This is a genomic window from Candidatus Buchananbacteria bacterium CG10_big_fil_rev_8_21_14_0_10_42_9 (genome assembly GCA_002773845.1).
In the GTDB taxonomy this organism is placed as follows: domain Bacteria; phylum Patescibacteriota; class Patescibacteriia; order Buchananbacterales; family 21-14-0-10-42-9; genus 21-14-0-10-42-9.
Window position 1 is genome coordinate 1 of record PEZZ01000015.1, and the last position, 17,307, is coordinate 17,307.

At 42.5% G+C, this 17,307-nt stretch carries 21 protein-coding genes and 1 pseudogene; 17 read left to right on the plus strand and 5 right to left on the minus strand.

The features are described from left to right. Positions 1-313: 313 nt before the first annotated feature. The 6 genes and pseudogenes from COT81_02095 to COT81_02120 all read left to right on the plus strand — a co-directional run bounded on the left by COT81_02095 (position 314) and on the right by COT81_02120 (position 3,262). Positions 314-562: pseudogene (locus tag COT81_02095) on the plus strand (excinuclease ABC subunit C). Positions 563-713: 151 nt separating this feature from the next. Continuing rightward, a complete protein-coding gene (locus COT81_02100; GenBank protein PIS05232.1) occupies positions 714-1,352 on the plus strand; it encodes a hypothetical protein in 639 nt (212 codons plus the stop codon). Between the two features lie 78 nt (positions 1,353-1,430). Further along, the gene (locus tag COT81_02105) at positions 1,431-1,661 is read left to right on the plus strand and encodes a hypothetical protein (protein PIS05233.1); all 231 of its coding nucleotides are present in this window, start codon (positions 1,431-1,433) and stop codon (positions 1,659-1,661) included. Continuing rightward, complete coding sequence (locus COT81_02110; protein ID PIS05234.1) at positions 1,661-2,131, plus strand: hypothetical protein; 471 nt, start codon at positions 1,661-1,663, stop codon at positions 2,129-2,131. The genes COT81_02105 and COT81_02110 overlap by 1 nt, the downstream gene beginning before the upstream one ends. Positions 2,132-2,190: 59 nt before the next feature. Beyond that, the gene (gene trxA, locus COT81_02115; GenBank protein ID PIS05235.1) at positions 2,191-2,508 is read left to right on the plus strand and encodes a thioredoxin; all 318 of its coding nucleotides are present in this window, start codon (positions 2,191-2,193) and stop codon (positions 2,506-2,508) included. 4 nt (positions 2,509-2,512) lie between these two features. Further along, positions 2,513-3,262: a hypothetical protein gene (locus COT81_02120; protein PIS05236.1), complete on the plus strand. Its 750-nt coding sequence runs from the start codon at positions 2,513-2,515 to the stop codon at positions 3,260-3,262. 735 nt (positions 3,263-3,997) lie between these two features. Here COT81_02120 and COT81_02125 read toward each other — a convergent pair. Further along, positions 3,998-4,183, minus strand: coding sequence for a hypothetical protein (locus COT81_02125; GenBank protein PIS05237.1), 186 nt, complete (start codon positions 4,181-4,183; stop codon positions 3,998-4,000). 126 nt (positions 4,184-4,309) lie between these two features. Here COT81_02125 and COT81_02130 point away from each other — a divergent pair, with 126 nt between their 5' ends. The 7 genes from COT81_02130 to COT81_02160 all read left to right on the plus strand — a co-directional run bounded on the left by COT81_02130 (position 4,310) and on the right by COT81_02160 (position 10,842). Next, the gene (locus COT81_02130; GenBank protein PIS05238.1) at positions 4,310-5,008 is read left to right on the plus strand and encodes a ribonuclease HII; all 699 of its coding nucleotides are present in this window, start codon (positions 4,310-4,312) and stop codon (positions 5,006-5,008) included. A 103-nt stretch (positions 5,009-5,111) separates the two neighbouring features. After that, the gene (locus COT81_02135; GenBank protein ID PIS05239.1) at positions 5,112-5,684 is read left to right on the plus strand and encodes a hypothetical protein; all 573 of its coding nucleotides are present in this window, start codon (positions 5,112-5,114) and stop codon (positions 5,682-5,684) included. 67 nt (positions 5,685-5,751) lie between these two features. Continuing rightward, the gene (locus tag COT81_02140) at positions 5,752-6,162 is read left to right on the plus strand and encodes a hypothetical protein (protein ID PIS05240.1); all 411 of its coding nucleotides are present in this window, start codon (positions 5,752-5,754) and stop codon (positions 6,160-6,162) included. A 145-nt stretch (positions 6,163-6,307) separates the two neighbouring features. Further along, positions 6,308-6,694 (plus strand): YraN family protein, encoded by a 387-nt coding sequence (locus COT81_02145; GenBank protein ID PIS05241.1) that lies wholly within the window; start codon positions 6,308-6,310, stop codon positions 6,692-6,694. A 130-nt stretch (positions 6,695-6,824) separates the two neighbouring features. Next, positions 6,825-7,103, plus strand: a complete 279-nt coding sequence (locus COT81_02150; GenBank protein ID PIS05242.1) for a DNA-binding protein — start codon at positions 6,825-6,827, stop codon at positions 7,101-7,103. Between the two features lie 225 nt (positions 7,104-7,328). Beyond that, positions 7,329-8,810, plus strand: coding sequence for a transcription termination/antitermination protein NusA (gene nusA, locus COT81_02155; protein PIS05243.1), 1,482 nt, complete (start codon positions 7,329-7,331; stop codon positions 8,808-8,810). Between the two features lie 43 nt (positions 8,811-8,853). Beyond that, positions 8,854-10,842: a sodium-translocating pyrophosphatase gene (locus COT81_02160; GenBank protein PIS05244.1), complete on the plus strand. Its 1,989-nt coding sequence runs from the start codon at positions 8,854-8,856 to the stop codon at positions 10,840-10,842. A gap of 229 nt (positions 10,843-11,071) precedes the next feature. Here the strand turns inward: COT81_02160 and COT81_02165 are convergent, their stop codons facing one another. The 3 genes from COT81_02165 to COT81_02175 form a co-directional block, all read right to left on the minus strand. Next, on the minus strand, positions 11,072-11,626 hold the full coding sequence (locus COT81_02165) for a hypothetical protein (protein PIS05245.1): 555 nt from the start codon (positions 11,624-11,626) through the stop codon (positions 11,072-11,074). Between the two features lie 312 nt (positions 11,627-11,938). Then, positions 11,939-12,268 carry a transposase gene (locus COT81_02170; GenBank protein ID PIS05246.1) on the minus strand — a complete coding sequence of 110 codons (330 nt, stop codon included), beginning with the start codon at positions 12,266-12,268 and terminating at the stop codon, positions 11,939-11,941. A gap of 76 nt (positions 12,269-12,344) precedes the next feature. Further along, a complete protein-coding gene (locus tag COT81_02175) occupies positions 12,345-12,815 on the minus strand; it encodes a hypothetical protein (GenBank protein PIS05247.1) in 471 nt (156 codons plus the stop codon). 63 nt (positions 12,816-12,878) lie between these two features. Between COT81_02175 and COT81_02180 the strand changes: the two genes are divergently transcribed. The 3 genes from COT81_02180 to COT81_02190 all read left to right on the plus strand — a co-directional run bounded on the left by COT81_02180 (position 12,879) and on the right by COT81_02190 (position 15,986). After that, positions 12,879-13,286, plus strand: coding sequence for a hypothetical protein (locus COT81_02180; protein ID PIS05248.1), 408 nt, complete (start codon positions 12,879-12,881; stop codon positions 13,284-13,286). Beyond that, positions 13,279-14,787, plus strand: coding sequence for an exodeoxyribonuclease VII large subunit (xseA, locus tag COT81_02185; GenBank protein PIS05249.1), 1,509 nt, complete (start codon positions 13,279-13,281; stop codon positions 14,785-14,787). Before COT81_02180 ends, xseA begins: the two co-directional genes overlap by 8 nt. A gap of 587 nt (positions 14,788-15,374) precedes the next feature. Continuing rightward, a complete protein-coding gene (locus COT81_02190; protein PIS05250.1) occupies positions 15,375-15,986 on the plus strand; it encodes a hypothetical protein in 612 nt (203 codons plus the stop codon). A gap of 466 nt (positions 15,987-16,452) precedes the next feature. On the opposite strand, the gene COT81_02195 is transcribed toward COT81_02190, so the two are convergent. Next, positions 16,453-16,806: a hypothetical protein gene (locus tag COT81_02195; GenBank protein ID PIS05251.1), complete on the minus strand. Its 354-nt coding sequence runs from the start codon at positions 16,804-16,806 to the stop codon at positions 16,453-16,455. A 26-nt stretch (positions 16,807-16,832) separates the two neighbouring features. Between COT81_02195 and COT81_02200 the strand changes: the two genes are divergently transcribed. After that, a partial coding sequence (locus COT81_02200) for a hypothetical protein (GenBank protein PIS05253.1) occupies positions 16,833-17,307 on the plus strand: 475 nt, incomplete at its 3' end.

Here is a 17,307-nt window from a genome sequence, read left to right on the forward strand (position 1 = left end):
TCAAATGCTATACGAACTGAAAAAAGGTAATGTGTATATGAAAATGCGCTGGGGTAATAAATAGATGTTGTTAGTGGCTCACGCTAAATTGTGAAGTGTGAGCGGACGATAGAGCTACCACTAAACGCGGAGAGGAAGCGCCTCGGGCCGACGCGCGCAGAGAGAATCACCACGCGCTTCGCGCGTACGATTTCGTTTCAGGTCACCACGCACGCGGAGCGTGCGAAGTCAATCGCTTCGCGATTGGAAAAAGGTTCGCGCAAAGGTTAGTATTTCACCACCTAACTAAAACGGCGTATTAAAGCGTCGTTTTATGTACTTTGTATATATTCTTAGAAGTTTAAAAAGTAATAAATCCTATGTGGGCATGACCAGTAAACTACCTGGCCGTAGGCTTTATGAGCACAATATTGGTATGAGCACCTTGACTAAGCATAATGGTCCTTTCCAATTGATCTTTTATGAAAGCTACTATTGTAAGACTGATGCCCTACATCATGAGAAATTTTTAAAGTCAGGTGTTGGTAATAAACTGGTGCGTTTAATAATTGATAACTATTAGTTGATGTTTCGCCCAGAGGGCGATCCGCCCTTGGCGGACGAATCCTGTCATCTCCACAATCTGGCTAATAGCAAATGGCTTTTAGCAAATACTAAATCTAGATTAAATGTTTAAACCCATATTCACGCGGGTTTTGCTATAATGATGAAATATGTACAAGGCCATTTTTTGGGACATTGACGGACTGCTAATTGATACTGAGTTTATATATTTTAAAACTACGCAAAAAGCGTTGTCTGAGCATGGAATAAAGTTAACCCAAGAATATTTTGAGTCAAAACATTTAACTGGCGAGAAGTATAGTTATTTTTCTTTAGCCAAGGATGCTGGATTTTCAGATGAAAAAATAGGTGAAATAAGAGAAAAACGTAATAAAATATTCGTTAAAACTGTTTTGAGTAAAAATATACTCATTGACGGTGTTGTTGATACTTTTGAGAAAATGCGTGGAAAAATAAGAATGGCCGGCGTTACAAATAGCCAGCGTGCCAACTCTGATGCATCAATAAAGTCTTCTGGATTAGACAAATACTTTGAGTTTCGCATTGTCCAAGAAGATGTGGTTAAAGGAAAGCCTGACCCTGAATGTTATTTGTTAGCTTTAGAAAAATCTAGGTTGCGACAAAATGAGTGTGTAGTTTTTGAAGATACAATGCGTGGTGTTCAAACGGCCAGGTTGGCAGGGATTGATTGCTATGCGATACCGAGCAAATACACTCAGAAGCATGATTTTTCGATGGCCAATGGTGTATTAAAAAGCATTAAAGAGGTGCCTAAAATTGTTATATAAAATTGTTCCGCACGGAACAATTGTTGCATATTGCTAATATGTTTTATATAATAAAATTATCAATAACATATTACTAATATGAGTAAGACAAAGTTTTATACCAAGCGCGACCGTTTTAAAAATTTGGCCGAAAAAAGGACGAATGAAGTGTTGTACAAACTAAAAGTTTTGAGTAATTGTGCTAATAGGCAACTTTATGAATATACTGACGATGAAATCAAATCTATTTTTAAAGCCATTGAAGCATACCTTGAAGAGGTAAAAGATAAGTTTAACTCGCCGAAAGAAAAAGTGTTTAAATTAAAATAATGGAGAAAAAGACGCTTTGGTTAATTTGCATAATTGTAATTTTGTTACCGATCGCATTGATTGGGTATTTTTATTATTATGACCAAACCAAAATCGCTGTTTCGTTTGTTAATCAAAAAGGTTTGGTACAAAAAATTGAAGTTGCGCTAGCTATGACGCCACAAGAGATTAAACATGGATTAATGGGGGTTAAACACCTTGATGAAAACGGCGGGATGCTATTTGTTTTTGATGATGCAGCGCCGAGAGGGTTTTGGATGAAGGATGTTTTAATTCCGCTGGACATAATTTTTATTGACCAGTACGGAAAGGTTGTAAACATTGTTTATAGCGCCGAGCCATGTTTGGAAACTATCTGCCCGACCTATCCATCTGAAGATCACGCTAAGTTTGTCCTAGAAGTAAATGGCGGGTTTGCCAAACGACATGGGTTAGCGATTAATGACACCGTCAGTTTTGACATTGAATAGGAAACCAGTATAATAAAAGTACTGAGTTACGGCTCAGTTTTATTCTTAATACTAAATCTATGGCAGAATTGATTTTAACTGATGACACTTTTGAACAAGAAGTTTTAAAAAGCGATAAACCAGTGCTGGTAGACTTTTGGGCACCATGGTGCGGACCATGTAAAGTTCAAGGACCGGTAATTGAAGAGATATCGAGAGAATACACCAAAGCTAAAATTGCTAAGATGAATGTGGATGAAAATCCGGAGACTCCGGGCAAGTATCAAATTTTAAGCATCCCGACTTTAATTATTTTTAAAGGGGGAGAAGAAGTTGACCGCATGATTGGGGTTCAAGAAAAAGAACAATTGATCTCCAAGCTCGACGCTCAAGCCTAGGTTCATGGCTGAACTTTTTCACGACGTTAAGGCCGAATTAGTTTCTCAGCAAGAAGTTGCTCCCGGGATTGCAATTTTTCATTTTAAAGCTGAGAAAAAAATTCCGTTTACGGCCGGCCAGTACTTACAAATTTGTTTACCTGAGGAAACGACTGATTGCCGCCGCCCTTACTCTTTGTCATCACCGCCTTCAATGATGCCGGAATTTGAGTTTTTGATAAGGCGCGTTCAAGGCGGGGAATTTACGCCTAAATTATTTAATTTGAAGCCGGGCGAAAAAATTTCTTTTATGGGGCCGATCGGTAATTTTACTTTTGATAAAAATGATAAGCGTGATGCAATTTTTTTAGTTACTGGCACTGGTTTAGCCCCAGTCATTGGTATGTTGAAAGATTTAGAAGAAGATGATCCGGTCAAAGACAGAAAGATAAAGTTAATTGTTGGCGTGCGCTTCCCTAGCGATTTAGGTTATAAAGAGTATTTAGCGGATTTAAAAAAGCGAAACCCAAACTTCTCTTTTTATTTGTTTGTTTCTGACTCAGAAGATTTAGGCGGTAATGAAGGTGATACCGGCATGTTTGACCGGTTCTCTAAAGAGCCAGAAATTGCCAAAAAATATTTTGGCCAAGCGAGTAAAGATGATACTTGTGTTTATTTATGCGGACATCCAATTGCGGTTAAGGCGACGTCAGAATATTTTGAAAATTTGGGTTTCAAAAAAATGAAAGATATAAAATTTGAGAGGTATTGGTAAGTAGCAAATAGCAAATCGTTCAATCAATTTTCATTCCCTGAGCGAAGCCACGTCTGACGTGGCGAAGTCGATGGGCTAATAAAAAACACCCGCGCGCAAGCGGGTTTTTAAAATAAAAAAAGAACCAGGGTCATCATGCGAAACAAAGTTATAATGCACTCTCCTGGTCCACGAAATTCCCCCGCCCACGGGGCGACGAGTAGCAACGAGCGTAGTCGTTGTTGTGGATGGGCTGCGTGTTATTGCGACACGCAAGCGGGAACGGCCACCGCCACGATTTATCGTGCACCATCTGCTACTCGTCGCCCCAATCCCGGGGTTTGGGTACCGGCACTTAGGTGTGCCAGTCCTAGCGCTTGTTGCGCTACCCCCGGGAATCAGTATTAGGGGAAAGATCGTTCAGTACTTTTTATCAAAAATTTTTATAGTTGTCAAGATCGCGAGCAAATAAAAAAACCAGATTAAACTGGTACAGCTGGGAGAGTGACGAAGTATGCGCGAGTGCGGTACACGCCAAAATGAGTATTGTCACTCTCCCTTAACCCGCGGGGGTCTGCCCAGTATTATGTTTATAAAAGTCCAGTCATCCCGGGCTTTGTTATTTCACTTCAGGGCAGATCTCCTTAGGTGTAATCGTATCATTAAAAAATAAATTTACTCAAGTGGAAAAAATTTGAATAAAAAAATAACCCCCCGCGGGCTGGAGGGGATTATTTTTTAAAATTAATTTGTGCGTTATCTGATATCTTGGCTAATGGCTTTTAGTAATACCTCGTTCATTTCTTCCATCAACATCATATCGCGAATGACCGATTTTACTTTCGGATCTTTCGCTTTCTTGGCCATCTCAGCATAGCAGGAGATTAGGTCCTCCTCGGCTTTGATTGCCCGGTCGGTTTGCCTGATTGTTCTTCGGGGCATAAACGCACTTTACATTATTCATGGTAATTTCAACGTAACATGTTAAAAACTTTCGTCAATACGCAATATTTTCGCTTAATTTAGATTAGCTTAAAACTTTGTTATTAAAAAAGTTTATTTTCAACGCTGTTTCCACTTGTTATAATCAAGGTACAAACAACATATCAACACTCTATTAACATAAGCATTTATTTTGTGGTCAACACACCAACAAAAGTTGAAAAGCAGTTCTGGCAAAAAGGGCTAAATTTAGTTGCCGGGCTAGATGAAGCCGGACGCGGGGCTTGGGCTGGGCCGTTGGTGGCAGCGGCAGTAATTTTTCCAATAAATATCCGCCGCCCCACTAAAACTTATAAAATATTTATTCGCGATTCCAAATTGTTGAATCAAAAACAGCGGGAAAAAGCATTTCAGTGGATTATTGAAAACTGTTCAAGTTACGGCATCGGTGTAGTTTCGGAAAAAGTAATTGATCATTTGGGCTTAACTAAATCCGGCCAGTTGGTTTTTGAACGGGCGTTACAAAATTTATCAATTATTCCAGAACATGTTTTGGTTGATGCCTATAAACTGCAGGATGATATTTCTCACACGGCTATCATTCACGGCGATCGCAAAGTTTTTTCAATCTCTGCCGCGTCGATAGTAGCCAAGGTGGCGCGGGATAAATTAATGCTGGAACACGACCAAGAATATGGCGAATATGGTTTTAGTAGTCATATGGGGTACGGCACCCGTCTGCACCAAAGCCGTTTAAAAAAGTTCGGCCCATGCGCGTTGCATCGTTTTTCATTTCGACCAATTCATCAGTTGATGAGCAAATGACAGTTCATATAATACCTGATATAATTTAATCAAATTGGAATATTTGTTTAATTAACTATTGGCTATACGCCATTTCACCCAGAGGGCGATTGGCCTCTGGCTGATGCTATTCGTTATTATGGTTCATATCTCTGGGGGTACGCAGTTATTAGACCCGCAAAAAATTTGGCAGGAAGCCGAAATTGCCGAACGTCAAACAGTGGCTGATTTAGGTTGCGGTGGAGTTGGGCATTTTGTGATTCCAGCCGCGCGCTTAGTCGGTGAAGATGGCACTGTTTACGCGGTGGATATTTTAAAATCAGTGTTGCAAAACGTGGCTTCTCGCGCCCGCTTGGAAGGATATAAAAATGTTAAAACCGTCTGGTCTAATTTGGAAGTGCCTGGCGCGACAAAAGTTGCAGATAAAAGTTTAAATGCGGCAACTTTAATTAATATATTATTTCAATCTAAAGGCCATGAAGAAATTTTGCGCGAAGCTAAACGCATGTTAAAGGGTGAAGGGACTTTGGTCATTGTAGATTGGAAAAAAGAATCTAAGCCCTTTGGCCCGCCGACAGTTGACAGAGTGAACCCAAATGAGTTAAAAAAGAAAGCCATAAAGGTGGGTTTTAGTTTTGTTAAAGAATTTGAAGCTGGCCCGTACCATTTTGGATTAGTTTTTGTAAAACCCGTTTAAGAAGTTTTAACATTTCTCCCTCTCCGATGCCGGAGAGGACGATAATTAAAATTAGTACCACAATTTAATGAGCGTATCATCAATTCTAAATTTCTTCCGGCCTAAAGTTTTATTTAATTCCAGCCCCGGGTTTTTGTCCGGTGCTAATTTAACCATTTTGCTTGCGGTTTTTGGAATTTTATTCGTAGCCGGCATTGTAGTTACAATTTTGATTCAGGCAAGAAAAAAGGACCACATCTTAGTTAAAGCCTTGCGCCGATTGCAAGCCAATTTTTTTACTGTTTCGCTGGTTGGGTTCTTATACGCTTGGTTAGCATACGAAAATGTTTACATTTTAAGTATGCGGTTTTGGCTTGTAATTTTATTTTTAGTCTTTGCCGCCTGGTTCGTTTACGGCCTGTATAACTTAATCAAACGGGTACCTAACTACAAGGCAGACCGGCAGCGGCAAAGAGAATTTGAAAAGTATTTACCGTAACTTGGTGTCGCCCCAGACTTGATCGGGGGTCCAGAAATCGTGGATCCTGAATCAAGTTCAGGACGACAAAAGGGAAAAACCTTGTTATAATGTTAAAAGTTAACTGTTAATTGTTAAAAGTTATTTCACGGCGCCATAGATATCTATGGCCTTTTTACTTTCCAGAAAAAAATTATCCAAAAAAGAGCTTGGTTTTTGGGGCGAAAAAATTGCCCGAAAATACTTGCGTAAAATTGGCTATCGCGAAGAGCAATCAAACTTTAACACTCGCCGCGGTGAGATTGATTTAATCATGTATGACGGTCCAACGCTTGTGTTTATTGAGGTTAAAACGCGGACCAGTCAAAATTTTGGTTTGCCCGAAGAAGCCGTCACTTCTGATAAGCTTTCGGCGTTGGTACAGGCGGCGTATCGGTACATTAATTTTCATCCAGAAGTGATCGATGATTTTCGCATTGACGTTATCGCCGTTGACATTCGCTCACGTTGGCTGCCCCCAACTATTCGCCATTACCAAAATATTGTGATATAATAGGTCATCACCAAAGCCAAAAGTATTATCCACAATTTGTTCCTTGATTAAAACCTGACAAAAAAGAACAAATTTGCTAAGATATTTAGGCTTTTGTAGAATAATTTTATTAATAAACTAAGTCACACCTATGGGCATGACTAAGTCACAAACACTCGAAGCAGTCGCAGAAGCGGCCGGCGTTAGCAAAAAGGAAGCCGCCGCTTTCTTGGACGCGTACGTTGCGCTTGCTTTGAAGCAAGTCAAAAGCGATGGCGAGTTCAGCTTGCACGGGCTTGGAAAGTTGGTCAAAGTTCACCGCAAGGCAAGAATGGGACGCAACCCAGCCACCGGTGAGGAGATTCAAATTCCAGCCAAGACCGTGGTTAAGTTCCGCGTTGCTAAAGCGACCAAAGAAGCCGTTCTCTAAGCTAGCGGCTTCTTTAACAAAAAGATCCCTGAGTAAGGGATTTTTTTGTTGGCCACTTGACAAAGCTTGAAATATGAAGTAAGCTATAGGTACTTAAGAATTATTCTGAATTGGTAGCCATGGCGGCTACCATTTTTGATAACTAATAATTGTCATCCTGAACTTGTTTCAGGATCTCTATCTAATAGAGATTCCGGATCAAGTCCGGAATGACACCACATCATTATGGCAGAATCACAAATTGCTCAAGCCGTGAAATACATCTGCGACGAAAAAGGCATTTCGTACGAATCGGTTTTGGAAACAATCGAAGCGGCCTTGGCCGCTGCATATCGCAAAGACTTTGGAAATAAAACGCAAAACATCAAAGTTGATTTTGATATTGATACTGGCAAGATTAAAGTTTTTGATGTCAAAACTGTGGTTGAGGATGTGCCGGAAGAAGCATTAGTTGAAGCCGAAGCGGTAGCTCAAACCGAAGCTAAAAAGCCTGCTAAGCCGATAAAAAAAGATATAGCAAAAATTGAGGAGAAAGCGGAAGATAAGTCAGATAAAAAAGAAAGTGACATGGTGGGCGAAGAGGCGGAAGAAGAAAAGAAATTTAATCCTAAAACCGACCTTCAAATCTCCGACGCTAAAGAAGTTAAAAAGGACGCTAAAGTTGGAGATGAAATTGTGACCGAACTTGAAGTCCCGGGTGAATTTGGCCGCATGGCCGCCCAAACAGCTAAACAAGTGATTACCCAAAAATTACGCGAAGCCGAACGCGAAGTTTTATTTGATGAATTTAAAGACAAGGAAGATGAGATGATTGTCGGCACGGTTCAGCGGCAAGAAGGCCGACGGGTATTAGTTGACTTGGGTCGGGTAACCGGCGTTTTGCCAAATGACGAACAAATTCCTTTTGAACATTATAAGCCAGGGGATCACATTAAAGTATACGTGGTGAGTGTTGAAAAAACTACTAAAGGCCCAGAAATTATTTTGTCTCGTGCCCACACTAACATTGTTAAAAATTTATTTGCCTCAGAAGTTCCGGAGATTGCTTCGGGCTCAGTAGAAATTAAAGGCATTGCCCGTGATGCCGGATCTCGTTCCAAGGTGTCGGTATTTACTGAAGAAGAAAATATTGACCCGATTGGCTCATGTATCGGCCAGCGGGGTGCCCGCGTGAGAACAATTATTACGGAACTTAAGGGAGAAAAAATTGATATCGTTGAATATAGCGACGACCCGGCTATTTATATTACCAATGCTTTAGCGCCGGCTAAAGTTACCGAAGTGGAGTTAAACGAAGACGAAAAAAGCGCGGTCGCAAAAGTTGAAGAAGATCAATTGTCTTTAGCTATTGGAAGGTCTGGCCAAAACGTTCATTTAGCCTCTGAGCTGACTGGTTGGAAAATTGATATTGTTTCAAGCTCAGGCGAACAAATTACTGAAGAGGGCGTAGTTAAAAAAGAATTTGAAGACGTGGCTGAGGGCGGCGAGCCGGCTAAAGCAGGAAACCTAAAAGAATCCAAATCTGAAGATACGCCCGAAATTGAGGCGAATGAAAAAAAGTCTGAACCAGAGAAAAGCGAATCAAAATCAAAAGCCGAACTCCAAGCTGACCTAGCTGAAGATAAGCCCAAGGATAAAACTGATTCGAAAGCTGAAGCCACGATTACAGAAATTGAAACTGACGATACCGCCGTTAATGAAGTTTAGTTAACCTAGTCGTTAATGAAATATTAATGTATAATATTTTACTATGAGTTACACCCAATTTCTTCCTTTGGCTGGTGCCGCGTTCTCTTTAATTTTTGTTCTAATTTTTTATTTACGAATCAAAAAACAACCAACCGGAAATGACGCGATGAATGAAATCGCCCAAGCGATTTCTGAAGGCGCTAACGCTTATCTGCGGCGGCAATACAAAGTCTTAGCCATTTTTGTAATTGTGGTTGGCGCGCTAATTTTTGTTTTTTTAGATGGAGAAACAACGATTGCTTTTGTGTATGGCGCGATTAGCTCGGGTTTGGCTGGATTTATTGGTATGCGGGTGGCGACTATGGCAAATGTTCGAACCTCCCAAGCGGCCACCGAAAGTATTGCCAAAGCTTTGCCGATAGCTTTTATGTCTGGTTCGGTGCTGGCTTTATCTGTGACTGGCTTGGGGCTGCTTGGGGTAAGCGTTCTGTATTACATTTTTAACGATCCGCATGTGATTCATGGTTTTGGCTTAGGCGCTTCTTCAATTGCTTTATTTGCTAGGGTTGGCGGCGGCATTTACACCAAAGCCGCCGACGTTGGCGCGGATTTAGTCGGCAAAGTTGAGTCAAATATCCCGGAAGATGATCCACGCAATCCAGCAGTAATCGCAGATAATGTAGGTGATAATGTCGGAGATGTGTCTGGCATGGGTGCGGATTTAACCGAAAGCTATGTTGGGTCCTTAATTGCCGCTTTAACGTTAGGCGCGCTTGCTTACACCGGCAAAGCTGAAGCATTACTTTTACCATTGATGCTGGCCGCTTCCGGAATTGTGGCTTCTGTGGTCGGCAGTTTTTTTGTTCGAGTCAGAAAAGAAAGCTCGCTGCACAAAGCTTTGAACATTGGTGTTTATGTCGCTTCTATTTTAGTTATTGGCGCGGCTTTTTATTTAACCACTCAACTAATGGGCGACATTAATTTGTTTTACGCTATATTAACTGGATTAGTTGCCGGTATTTTAATTGGCCAAATTGCTGAATATTACACTTCCTCAAAATTTAAACCCACCAAAGACATTGTGACTGCTTCAGAAACCGGTGGCGCAACTAATATTATCGCCGGGCTTTCCGTTGGTATGCAAAGCACGGTGGGGCCAGTTTTGGTTGTGTCGGCTACAATTTTACTTGCTTTTCGGTTCGGGCATGGTTTTGATTCTTTAATTAGCGGGATTTACGGAATTTCGCTCGCCGCCGTTGGTATGCTTTCAACACTCGGCATTACTTTAGCCATTGATGCTTACGGTCCGGTGGCTGATAATGCCGGCGGCATAGCCGAGATGGCAGGACTTCCCGAGAATGTACGTGAACGAACCGACGAATTAGACGCTTTAGGCAATACCACAGCCGCGATCGGCAAAGGCTTTGCTATTGGCGCGGCCGCGCTAGCCGCCCTTTCTTTAATGTTTGCCTTTTCACGCACGGTGGGCACGCTTGGAGATACTTCTCTTATAAATCCCCGTTTGATTGTTGGGTTATATGTTGGTGCGATGCTGCCATTTTTCTTTTCATCTTTAACTATGAAAGCAGTTGGTAAGGCGGCCATGGAAATGGTGCAAGAAGTGCGCCGGCAATTTAAAGAAATTCCCGGGATTATGGAACGAACAGCTAAACCGGATTATAAACGTTGCATTGATATTTCAACTTCAGCCGCTTTAAAGCAAATGATAGCACCCGGGTTGATTGCCGTTTCAATGCCAATTATTGTTGGATTTGGCCTTGGCCCTGAAGCACTGATTGCGATGCTTGCCGGAGCAATCGCCTGTGGGTTTTTAATGGCTGTGATGATGGCGAATGCCGGCGGCGCTTGGGATAACGCGAAAAAATATATTGAATCAGGGCATGCTGGCGGCAAAGGCACGCCCACGCACGCGGCGGCAGTTACCGGCGACACCGTTGGCGATCCGTTTAAAGACACGTCCGGTCCGTCACTGAACATCTTGATTAACGTCATGGCTTTGGTTGCGCTCGTTATTGCGCCGTTGTTATAAATTCTCCCTTTTAATTATTGTAGGGACACAATATATTGTGTCCTCGGACGCAACATGTTGCTATTGTCAGGGGGAATTTCAAAATTTGGTAAATCCTCCGTCCACCACTGGTGGACACCTCCTTTAAAAAAGGAGGAATACCCCGCCCCCATGCGGGGTTTTTACATACAAGAAAACCAGCCGGCCTGGTAAAACTTCCCAAGCCGGCCGGCAATTGATGCGCGTTCGTCTAGTGACCCATAGGTGAACGGTCCGTAGGCGGTAGTCCCGCTAAACGAACCGCCTCCCCTGCGGTTTTGGCTGCCAATACAACACGTCCGGTTGCCCTTTCATCGATTGGCTGTTCGAGTAAACGGTCGGCCCACCCGCCGCTGCCCGCCATGCAGATAAGCGGGACGAGACCCTGATAGGCTGCGAGCGCTTCGGTCGCACCGCCGCTGCCTCCCCGAATTAGGATGACAGCGTGTGCCATGCGTGAAAGTAACGCCTCGCGGGGACCGCCGCGGTCAACCGAGAGTGGGCAGATGATGGAAGCCGCATTGTTGTCATACAGTTTCATGCTGCTTCCAGGCGGAAACGCAACGGTTATGCCGCCCGCTTTTTTCGCTGCCCGGGCTGCCACTGTCGGATAGGAATCAACGTCGGGTTCCGCGCCGTACATCAAATACCCACCTCGCCTGGCTACAAGCCAGCCGATTTCTTCTGCCAGTTTCAACTGTATTGGATCGGGTTTGAGCGCATCAAACGCCGACCCAATCACGAGGACTTGCGCCTTGCGTTTCATCTTTTTTATCCTCCCGGCCTAGTGGTCGTGGGGTGGGCTTGGTTACTTGGTTGACTCCATGGGTTCTTGGTACCTGCAGTTGCTGCAGTGCCAGATTTCGCGATCGCCGCCCGCGGGCATGTAATGACCTTGGTAAACAATCTTCTCATTGATGGCCATGAGTTCATGACCACACTTAGGGCACTTTTTCACTACAGCTCTCCTTCGTTTTGGGTTCCCGGATTGGAATCAGCCATCAGGCTGACTTCGTTTTCGCTTGAAAACAAAAACCCCTTCTCTTTCGAGAAGGGGTTAAGGTTATTTAATTAAAAATCACCACAAGCCGCTCTCGAAAGAGTGAGATTGGTTGTGATGATGGTTTAATTTTAAACGTTTCAGTATTAATTTATAACCGCCCATGCCTTTATTTAACCACTGCGAAACACGCGCGACTGTAGTTGAGCTTAATCCAGTTTTTTTCTCAATTGTGGAATACGGCACGTTTTGTTCCAGCATTTGCGCCGCTTGCCAGCGATTGGCAAACTCAATAAGTTCGTTTTCCGTTAGAAGATCACGAAAAAACCGTTTGGCTTCGTTAACGTTTTTTAAAGCCAGGATAGCGCGCAATAAATTTTTAGTTTGTTGATTGTCCCAATTTGGCATAATTTAACGCTTTATTTAACTAAAGTACTTTACTAAACTAAAGTATAGCACGTAAAAAAATATTGTCAAGCGAGTTTTATAAATCTGTTTCCTTAAATGCCGCGCGGTAATCTTCAATTTTTAAATCTTCAGTCATGCTCCAATCAAGCATCCGCAGCCAATTAAGTTTGACTTTGTAAGTAATGACGTTTGATCCCGGAAGTTTAAATACTGGCAAGTTTAATTTTTCCAAGCTTGGCTTTTGAGCTAATTTATCCGCTAGATGCATAAAACCTTCTTTATCCAACTCAGCCTCCCCTTCTAATTGGACTGTTACTAGTTCTTGGTTGTCATTTATAACTAAAGCAACCTTCTTGTTATCAAAAATGTTTTTAGCTTTACGACTAGTTTCCCGAGTCATAAAATGCAAAGTAAAATCATCATCAATATCATAAAATACTGCCGCCGCTTCCGGCTTGCCTGAATTATCGGCAGTAGCCACCACCGCCAAAAAGTGTTTTTGCAAGAAAATCAGGGCGCTTTCTTTTAGTTCTTCAGCATTTTTCATATATATTTATATTACTCTTAAATAATTATTTAGCCAATAGCTGACTGTGCTATAATTTGTATTATGAGAGAAAAAGGAGAACCAAAATCAATTAAACCAGACGAAATAGAATCCGTCACTATAACTTCGCTTAGCGAGCGGATTGAAAGCGCACAGACCTTAGATGAAATAGAAGATATTATTCATGAAATTGATGATCAGAACAGAAAAAATCATCTTGATAATATGTATCAAGCCGCTTTGGCTTTTGAGAGAGATGATTTTGCATTGGCGAAAGAAACTTTTAAAAGAATAATTGAGCAGGCAAGAGTACGAGCCGAAAATTGGGTTTCAAATAAAAGCAACGACGAACTTGAGGCCTTAACAGGGGCAACAGAAGAGGAGTCCACCGTTGAAGGAATACCATCGTTTATGGTAAAAGATGCAGCGAAAAAGTTATTAATTGAAAGAGAAAAAGAAAAAAATGAGTAACGAACACTCGGCTGAATTAGTGAAACGGCTCACTAGATGGGTAGGCGACGAAGCCCAGCGCCGCGGCATTGAGCCTTATTTAGTGCTGTCCAAACAGGCAATCCATGATTTAGCTGATAAACAACCAACGGAATTTCCCGCCCTACTAGACATCAAAGGCATTAAACAAAAAAAGCAGATGCAATATGGGCATCAATTGCTGCAAATTATTCAAGAAGTTATTTCCGGGAATGTTGCCAAAGAAAAAGTCGAAACTGCAAATACCCCCCTCGACGATTTTTTAAGCGGAGGGGACATAGAAGAGGCGTATGAAGATGACCCCAATAAGCCTTTGTCAGTTAGCGAATTTTTAGGTCAAATTAATGCGGTGCTAGAATCGCAAGTAGCGATTGTGAAAGGCGAAATCACGCAAGTTAAAAAATATGATTACTATTGGTACGTGTCTATCAAAGACGAAGCTGAAGCTTCCATGACATGCGCCATTCCGCGTAATGTCATCAATGCCATCGGCGTTGATTTAGAGGACGGCATGGAAATTGTGGTAACTGGTTATTCAACGGTGAGCGCGAAATACGGTTCATTTTCATTTCGCACCGAAGCGTTGCAAGTGCTCGGCGCTGAAGGCGAGTTGAAAAAGGCGTATGAGAAATTAAAAAAGAAATTAGAAGCCGCCGGTTACTTTAATCCGGAAACAAAATTGCCCGTGCCAAATTTCGTTCATCGCATTGGCGTGATTAGTTCTAAAAGCGGTGTGGTAATTCACGACTTAATGAAAAATTTAGAGCCGCGCGGTTTTCAGCTTTATTTTTACGATTCCCGTGTAGAAGGCCCGCATGCCGTGCGCCAAGTAATTGACGGGATAAAGTTTTTTAACACGCAAGCCAAGCGTGTGGATGTATTAGTCATTATTCGCGGCGGCGGTAGCTTAGAAAGTTTGCAGGCTTTTAATAATGAAGATGTAGCAAAGGCTATTTTTCAATCGCGCATCCCTGTTATTGCTGGCATTGGCCATGACGTTGATGTGCCCATAGCGAGTTTAACCGCTGATGCTGAGGCTTCAACGCCAACGGCGGTTGCGCATATACTTAATCAATCCTGGGCGCCGCTGACTGAAAAGTTGCCCGAGCTGGAAAGTTCAATCCTTGATATTTTTGAAAATAATTTAGAAGGGCTAAAAACTAATTTAATAAATTGGCAAACGCGCCTTGCTGAACGCGGCAGTTTTATGCTCGGCCGCTTGGTGCAAATCGTGGAGGATGGTTGGCAGCGAATGCGAGAGCGCACTGCCTTAGCGCTCAATTCGGCTGCCGATTCGCTTACCTCCATTGAAAAGTACTTGTCGGCAGTCAATCCGCAAAATACCTTGAAACGCGGCTACAGTTATGTTACAAAGAATGGGCAAGTGGTTCGCGATGTAGCAATCTTGAAGCCAGGCGATGAGATAGATACTAAATTTTACAAAGGCGAAGCGAGTTCAACGGTAAAGATTATTAAACCTTAATTGTCATTCTGAGCTAAGACCAGTTTGACTGGTCGTAGCGAAGAATCTCAGGTAAATTTAAAAAGAGATCCTTCGTTTCACTCAGGATGACACGAAAATAGTATGCCAACCAAAAAAGAAAAATTTGACGTTAAAAAAGGCTTGGAAGAATTGCAAAAAATTTTACGACTCGTTTGACTTGGCAAAGACCGTAATTAAACGGTTTTTTGTTTAATTTAATCTATATTTATTGTTATTTTTGATTAAATTTTGATAAAATCGGTTGACAAAAATATCCATTTGTGACATATTGTAATATTCGTTCTTTAATAAAAAATACTGTGGCCATAGCCACAAGCCACTTTCTTGTCATCCTGAATTTACCGCGCCTGAATGGCCGAAGCATTCGGTCGGGCGGGTTTCAGGATCTCATGAGATTCCGAAACACGAAGCCATGCGGCCTCGCCACGTCTGACGTGGTCTCGCGTGGAGTTCGGAATGACAAAAAGAAAGTAGTTTCTGGCTATGGCTGCAATGGGCGGCCTTAGTTCCTGCCGCGGAGTAGCGGCAAAATGGCAACCGGGCAATGTAGCCCAGGAAGTTGAGTTATGAGCAAGCCAGAGTTTTTCATCATGGGTGTTTGGTCTGAATTGGGAGAGATTAATGCCTTTATCAAAACTCTAATGGGGCAAGTCGCAACAGACGATCCCCGTGAGATGATAAGGCAGGTCAATGCGGGCGAATTAGCCCTCAAGGCCGTACCGTTCCTCACGCCAGTTGTAACGGCGTCGGTCAACGGCGCGGAGCAATTCTGCGCTAAAGATCACCTGGCGAGGGCGAACGTCGGCTGGACCGACAACAACTTCGACCAGCTATTTTTGAATAAGGTCGAGAAGAATGTTCTCCCGGCAAGCATCGCCGTGCATCAGTTGAAACGGTCGTCTACGGACAAACTGATTATGGCAGAGCTTGGCGCCGCTGCCGAGATCCAGCTCGCGTACCTGTTTGAGCTGATCAAAGCGCAGTCCCAAGGCCAGGAAGGCGTCTTGCTGGTCAACGGTTACGCGAATATCGCGTATATTCGTGGAACCGACGGCAACCTCTGGGCCGTGGATGCCGGCTGGGGCGCCGCTGGCGGCTGGGGTGTCAGCGCCAATTCGTTTGTGGACCCTGGCGGGGGGGGCGCTGGCCTTCGGGTGCTCTCCCGCGACTCTGAATAAGATCATTTGTCTCTTTGAGACTTTCGTTTGAGGCCTATGGCCCTTGTGAAACTTTGAGAAAAGTGGATCAAGGGCCTGTATTATTTTTCAAAAATGTGACACAATGAATTTAAGGATAGCTTACTATGACGGTTACGGCTTTCATAGAGCGCCTTGGAGATATGCACGAGCGAATTGCTATGGGTATGCCTTTAGTAAGAGATGGTGTATATTTCCAAAAAAAGAAAAGAGTCGGTGCATTGTGCTGGTGGATTTTAAGATCCCAAATACGATACAGCCCTAAGATCGCATAAGCTTCACAGGACAGTGGAACGGATGGCACAGTGTACAATAATCTGGGCCGTGAATGCCAACTGGAACGCCGCTAACGGCTACTGGAATGTCAACGCCAATTCGTTTGAGAACCCTAACGAGGGGAACGCTGGCAATCAGGTGCTCTCCCGCAACTACTTTCTTTCTTCCGCTTTTATCGTATAGCGGAAGTTTTTGTTATAATACTTTTTTTCCACCCGCCAAGCATCTTCCCAATTTCTTCAATTGTTCCGCCCAAGTTATTAAATTGTTTATTGGATATTGCTTGTAATTCCCAAGATAGTTGGATAAAAAAACGTAGAGAATCAATTTTGTCTAATGCGCTTTCAAGCAGCTTAATTTTTTGATCTCGTTGCACGTAGGCGGCTTTTCTTAAGAGGTCCAAGAGTTCAAGCAATAAAATATCTATCTTTGTTCCCATGCCATAACGTTCGGTCCTGGGAAAATTGCGATGTAAAATCACCCATTGTTTATAGGCAAGTTTAGCCCTGGCTAACACTGGCAAAATTGTTGGGGGGGGGTAAAATAGGACATATGGGTAAAATTAAATTTGTTAATAACTATGATTATATCATTTCTGTAGATAATTTACTTGATGCTTGGAAAGAGTTTTTAAAAGGCAAGCGTTCACGCAAAGATATTCAGCAGTTTGAGTTGCATTTGATGGAAAATATTTTAGCGCTGCATCATGACTTAGTTAATAAAACCTATAAACATTCAGCCTATCATGCATTTAATATCTCTGACCCAAAGCCACGAAATATCCATAAAGCCAGCGTTAGGGATAGACTATTACACCACACAATTTACAGAGTATTGTATCCGTTTTTTGATAAAACCTTTATTGCTGATTCGTATTCCTGCCGGAAAAATAAAGGCACACATAAGGCGCTTAATCAATTTAGATCTTACTCATATAGCGTATCAAAAAATCACACTAAAACAGTTTGGGTATTAAAGTGCGATGTTAAAAAGTTTTTTGCTTCCATTGATCAAGCTATTTTATTCA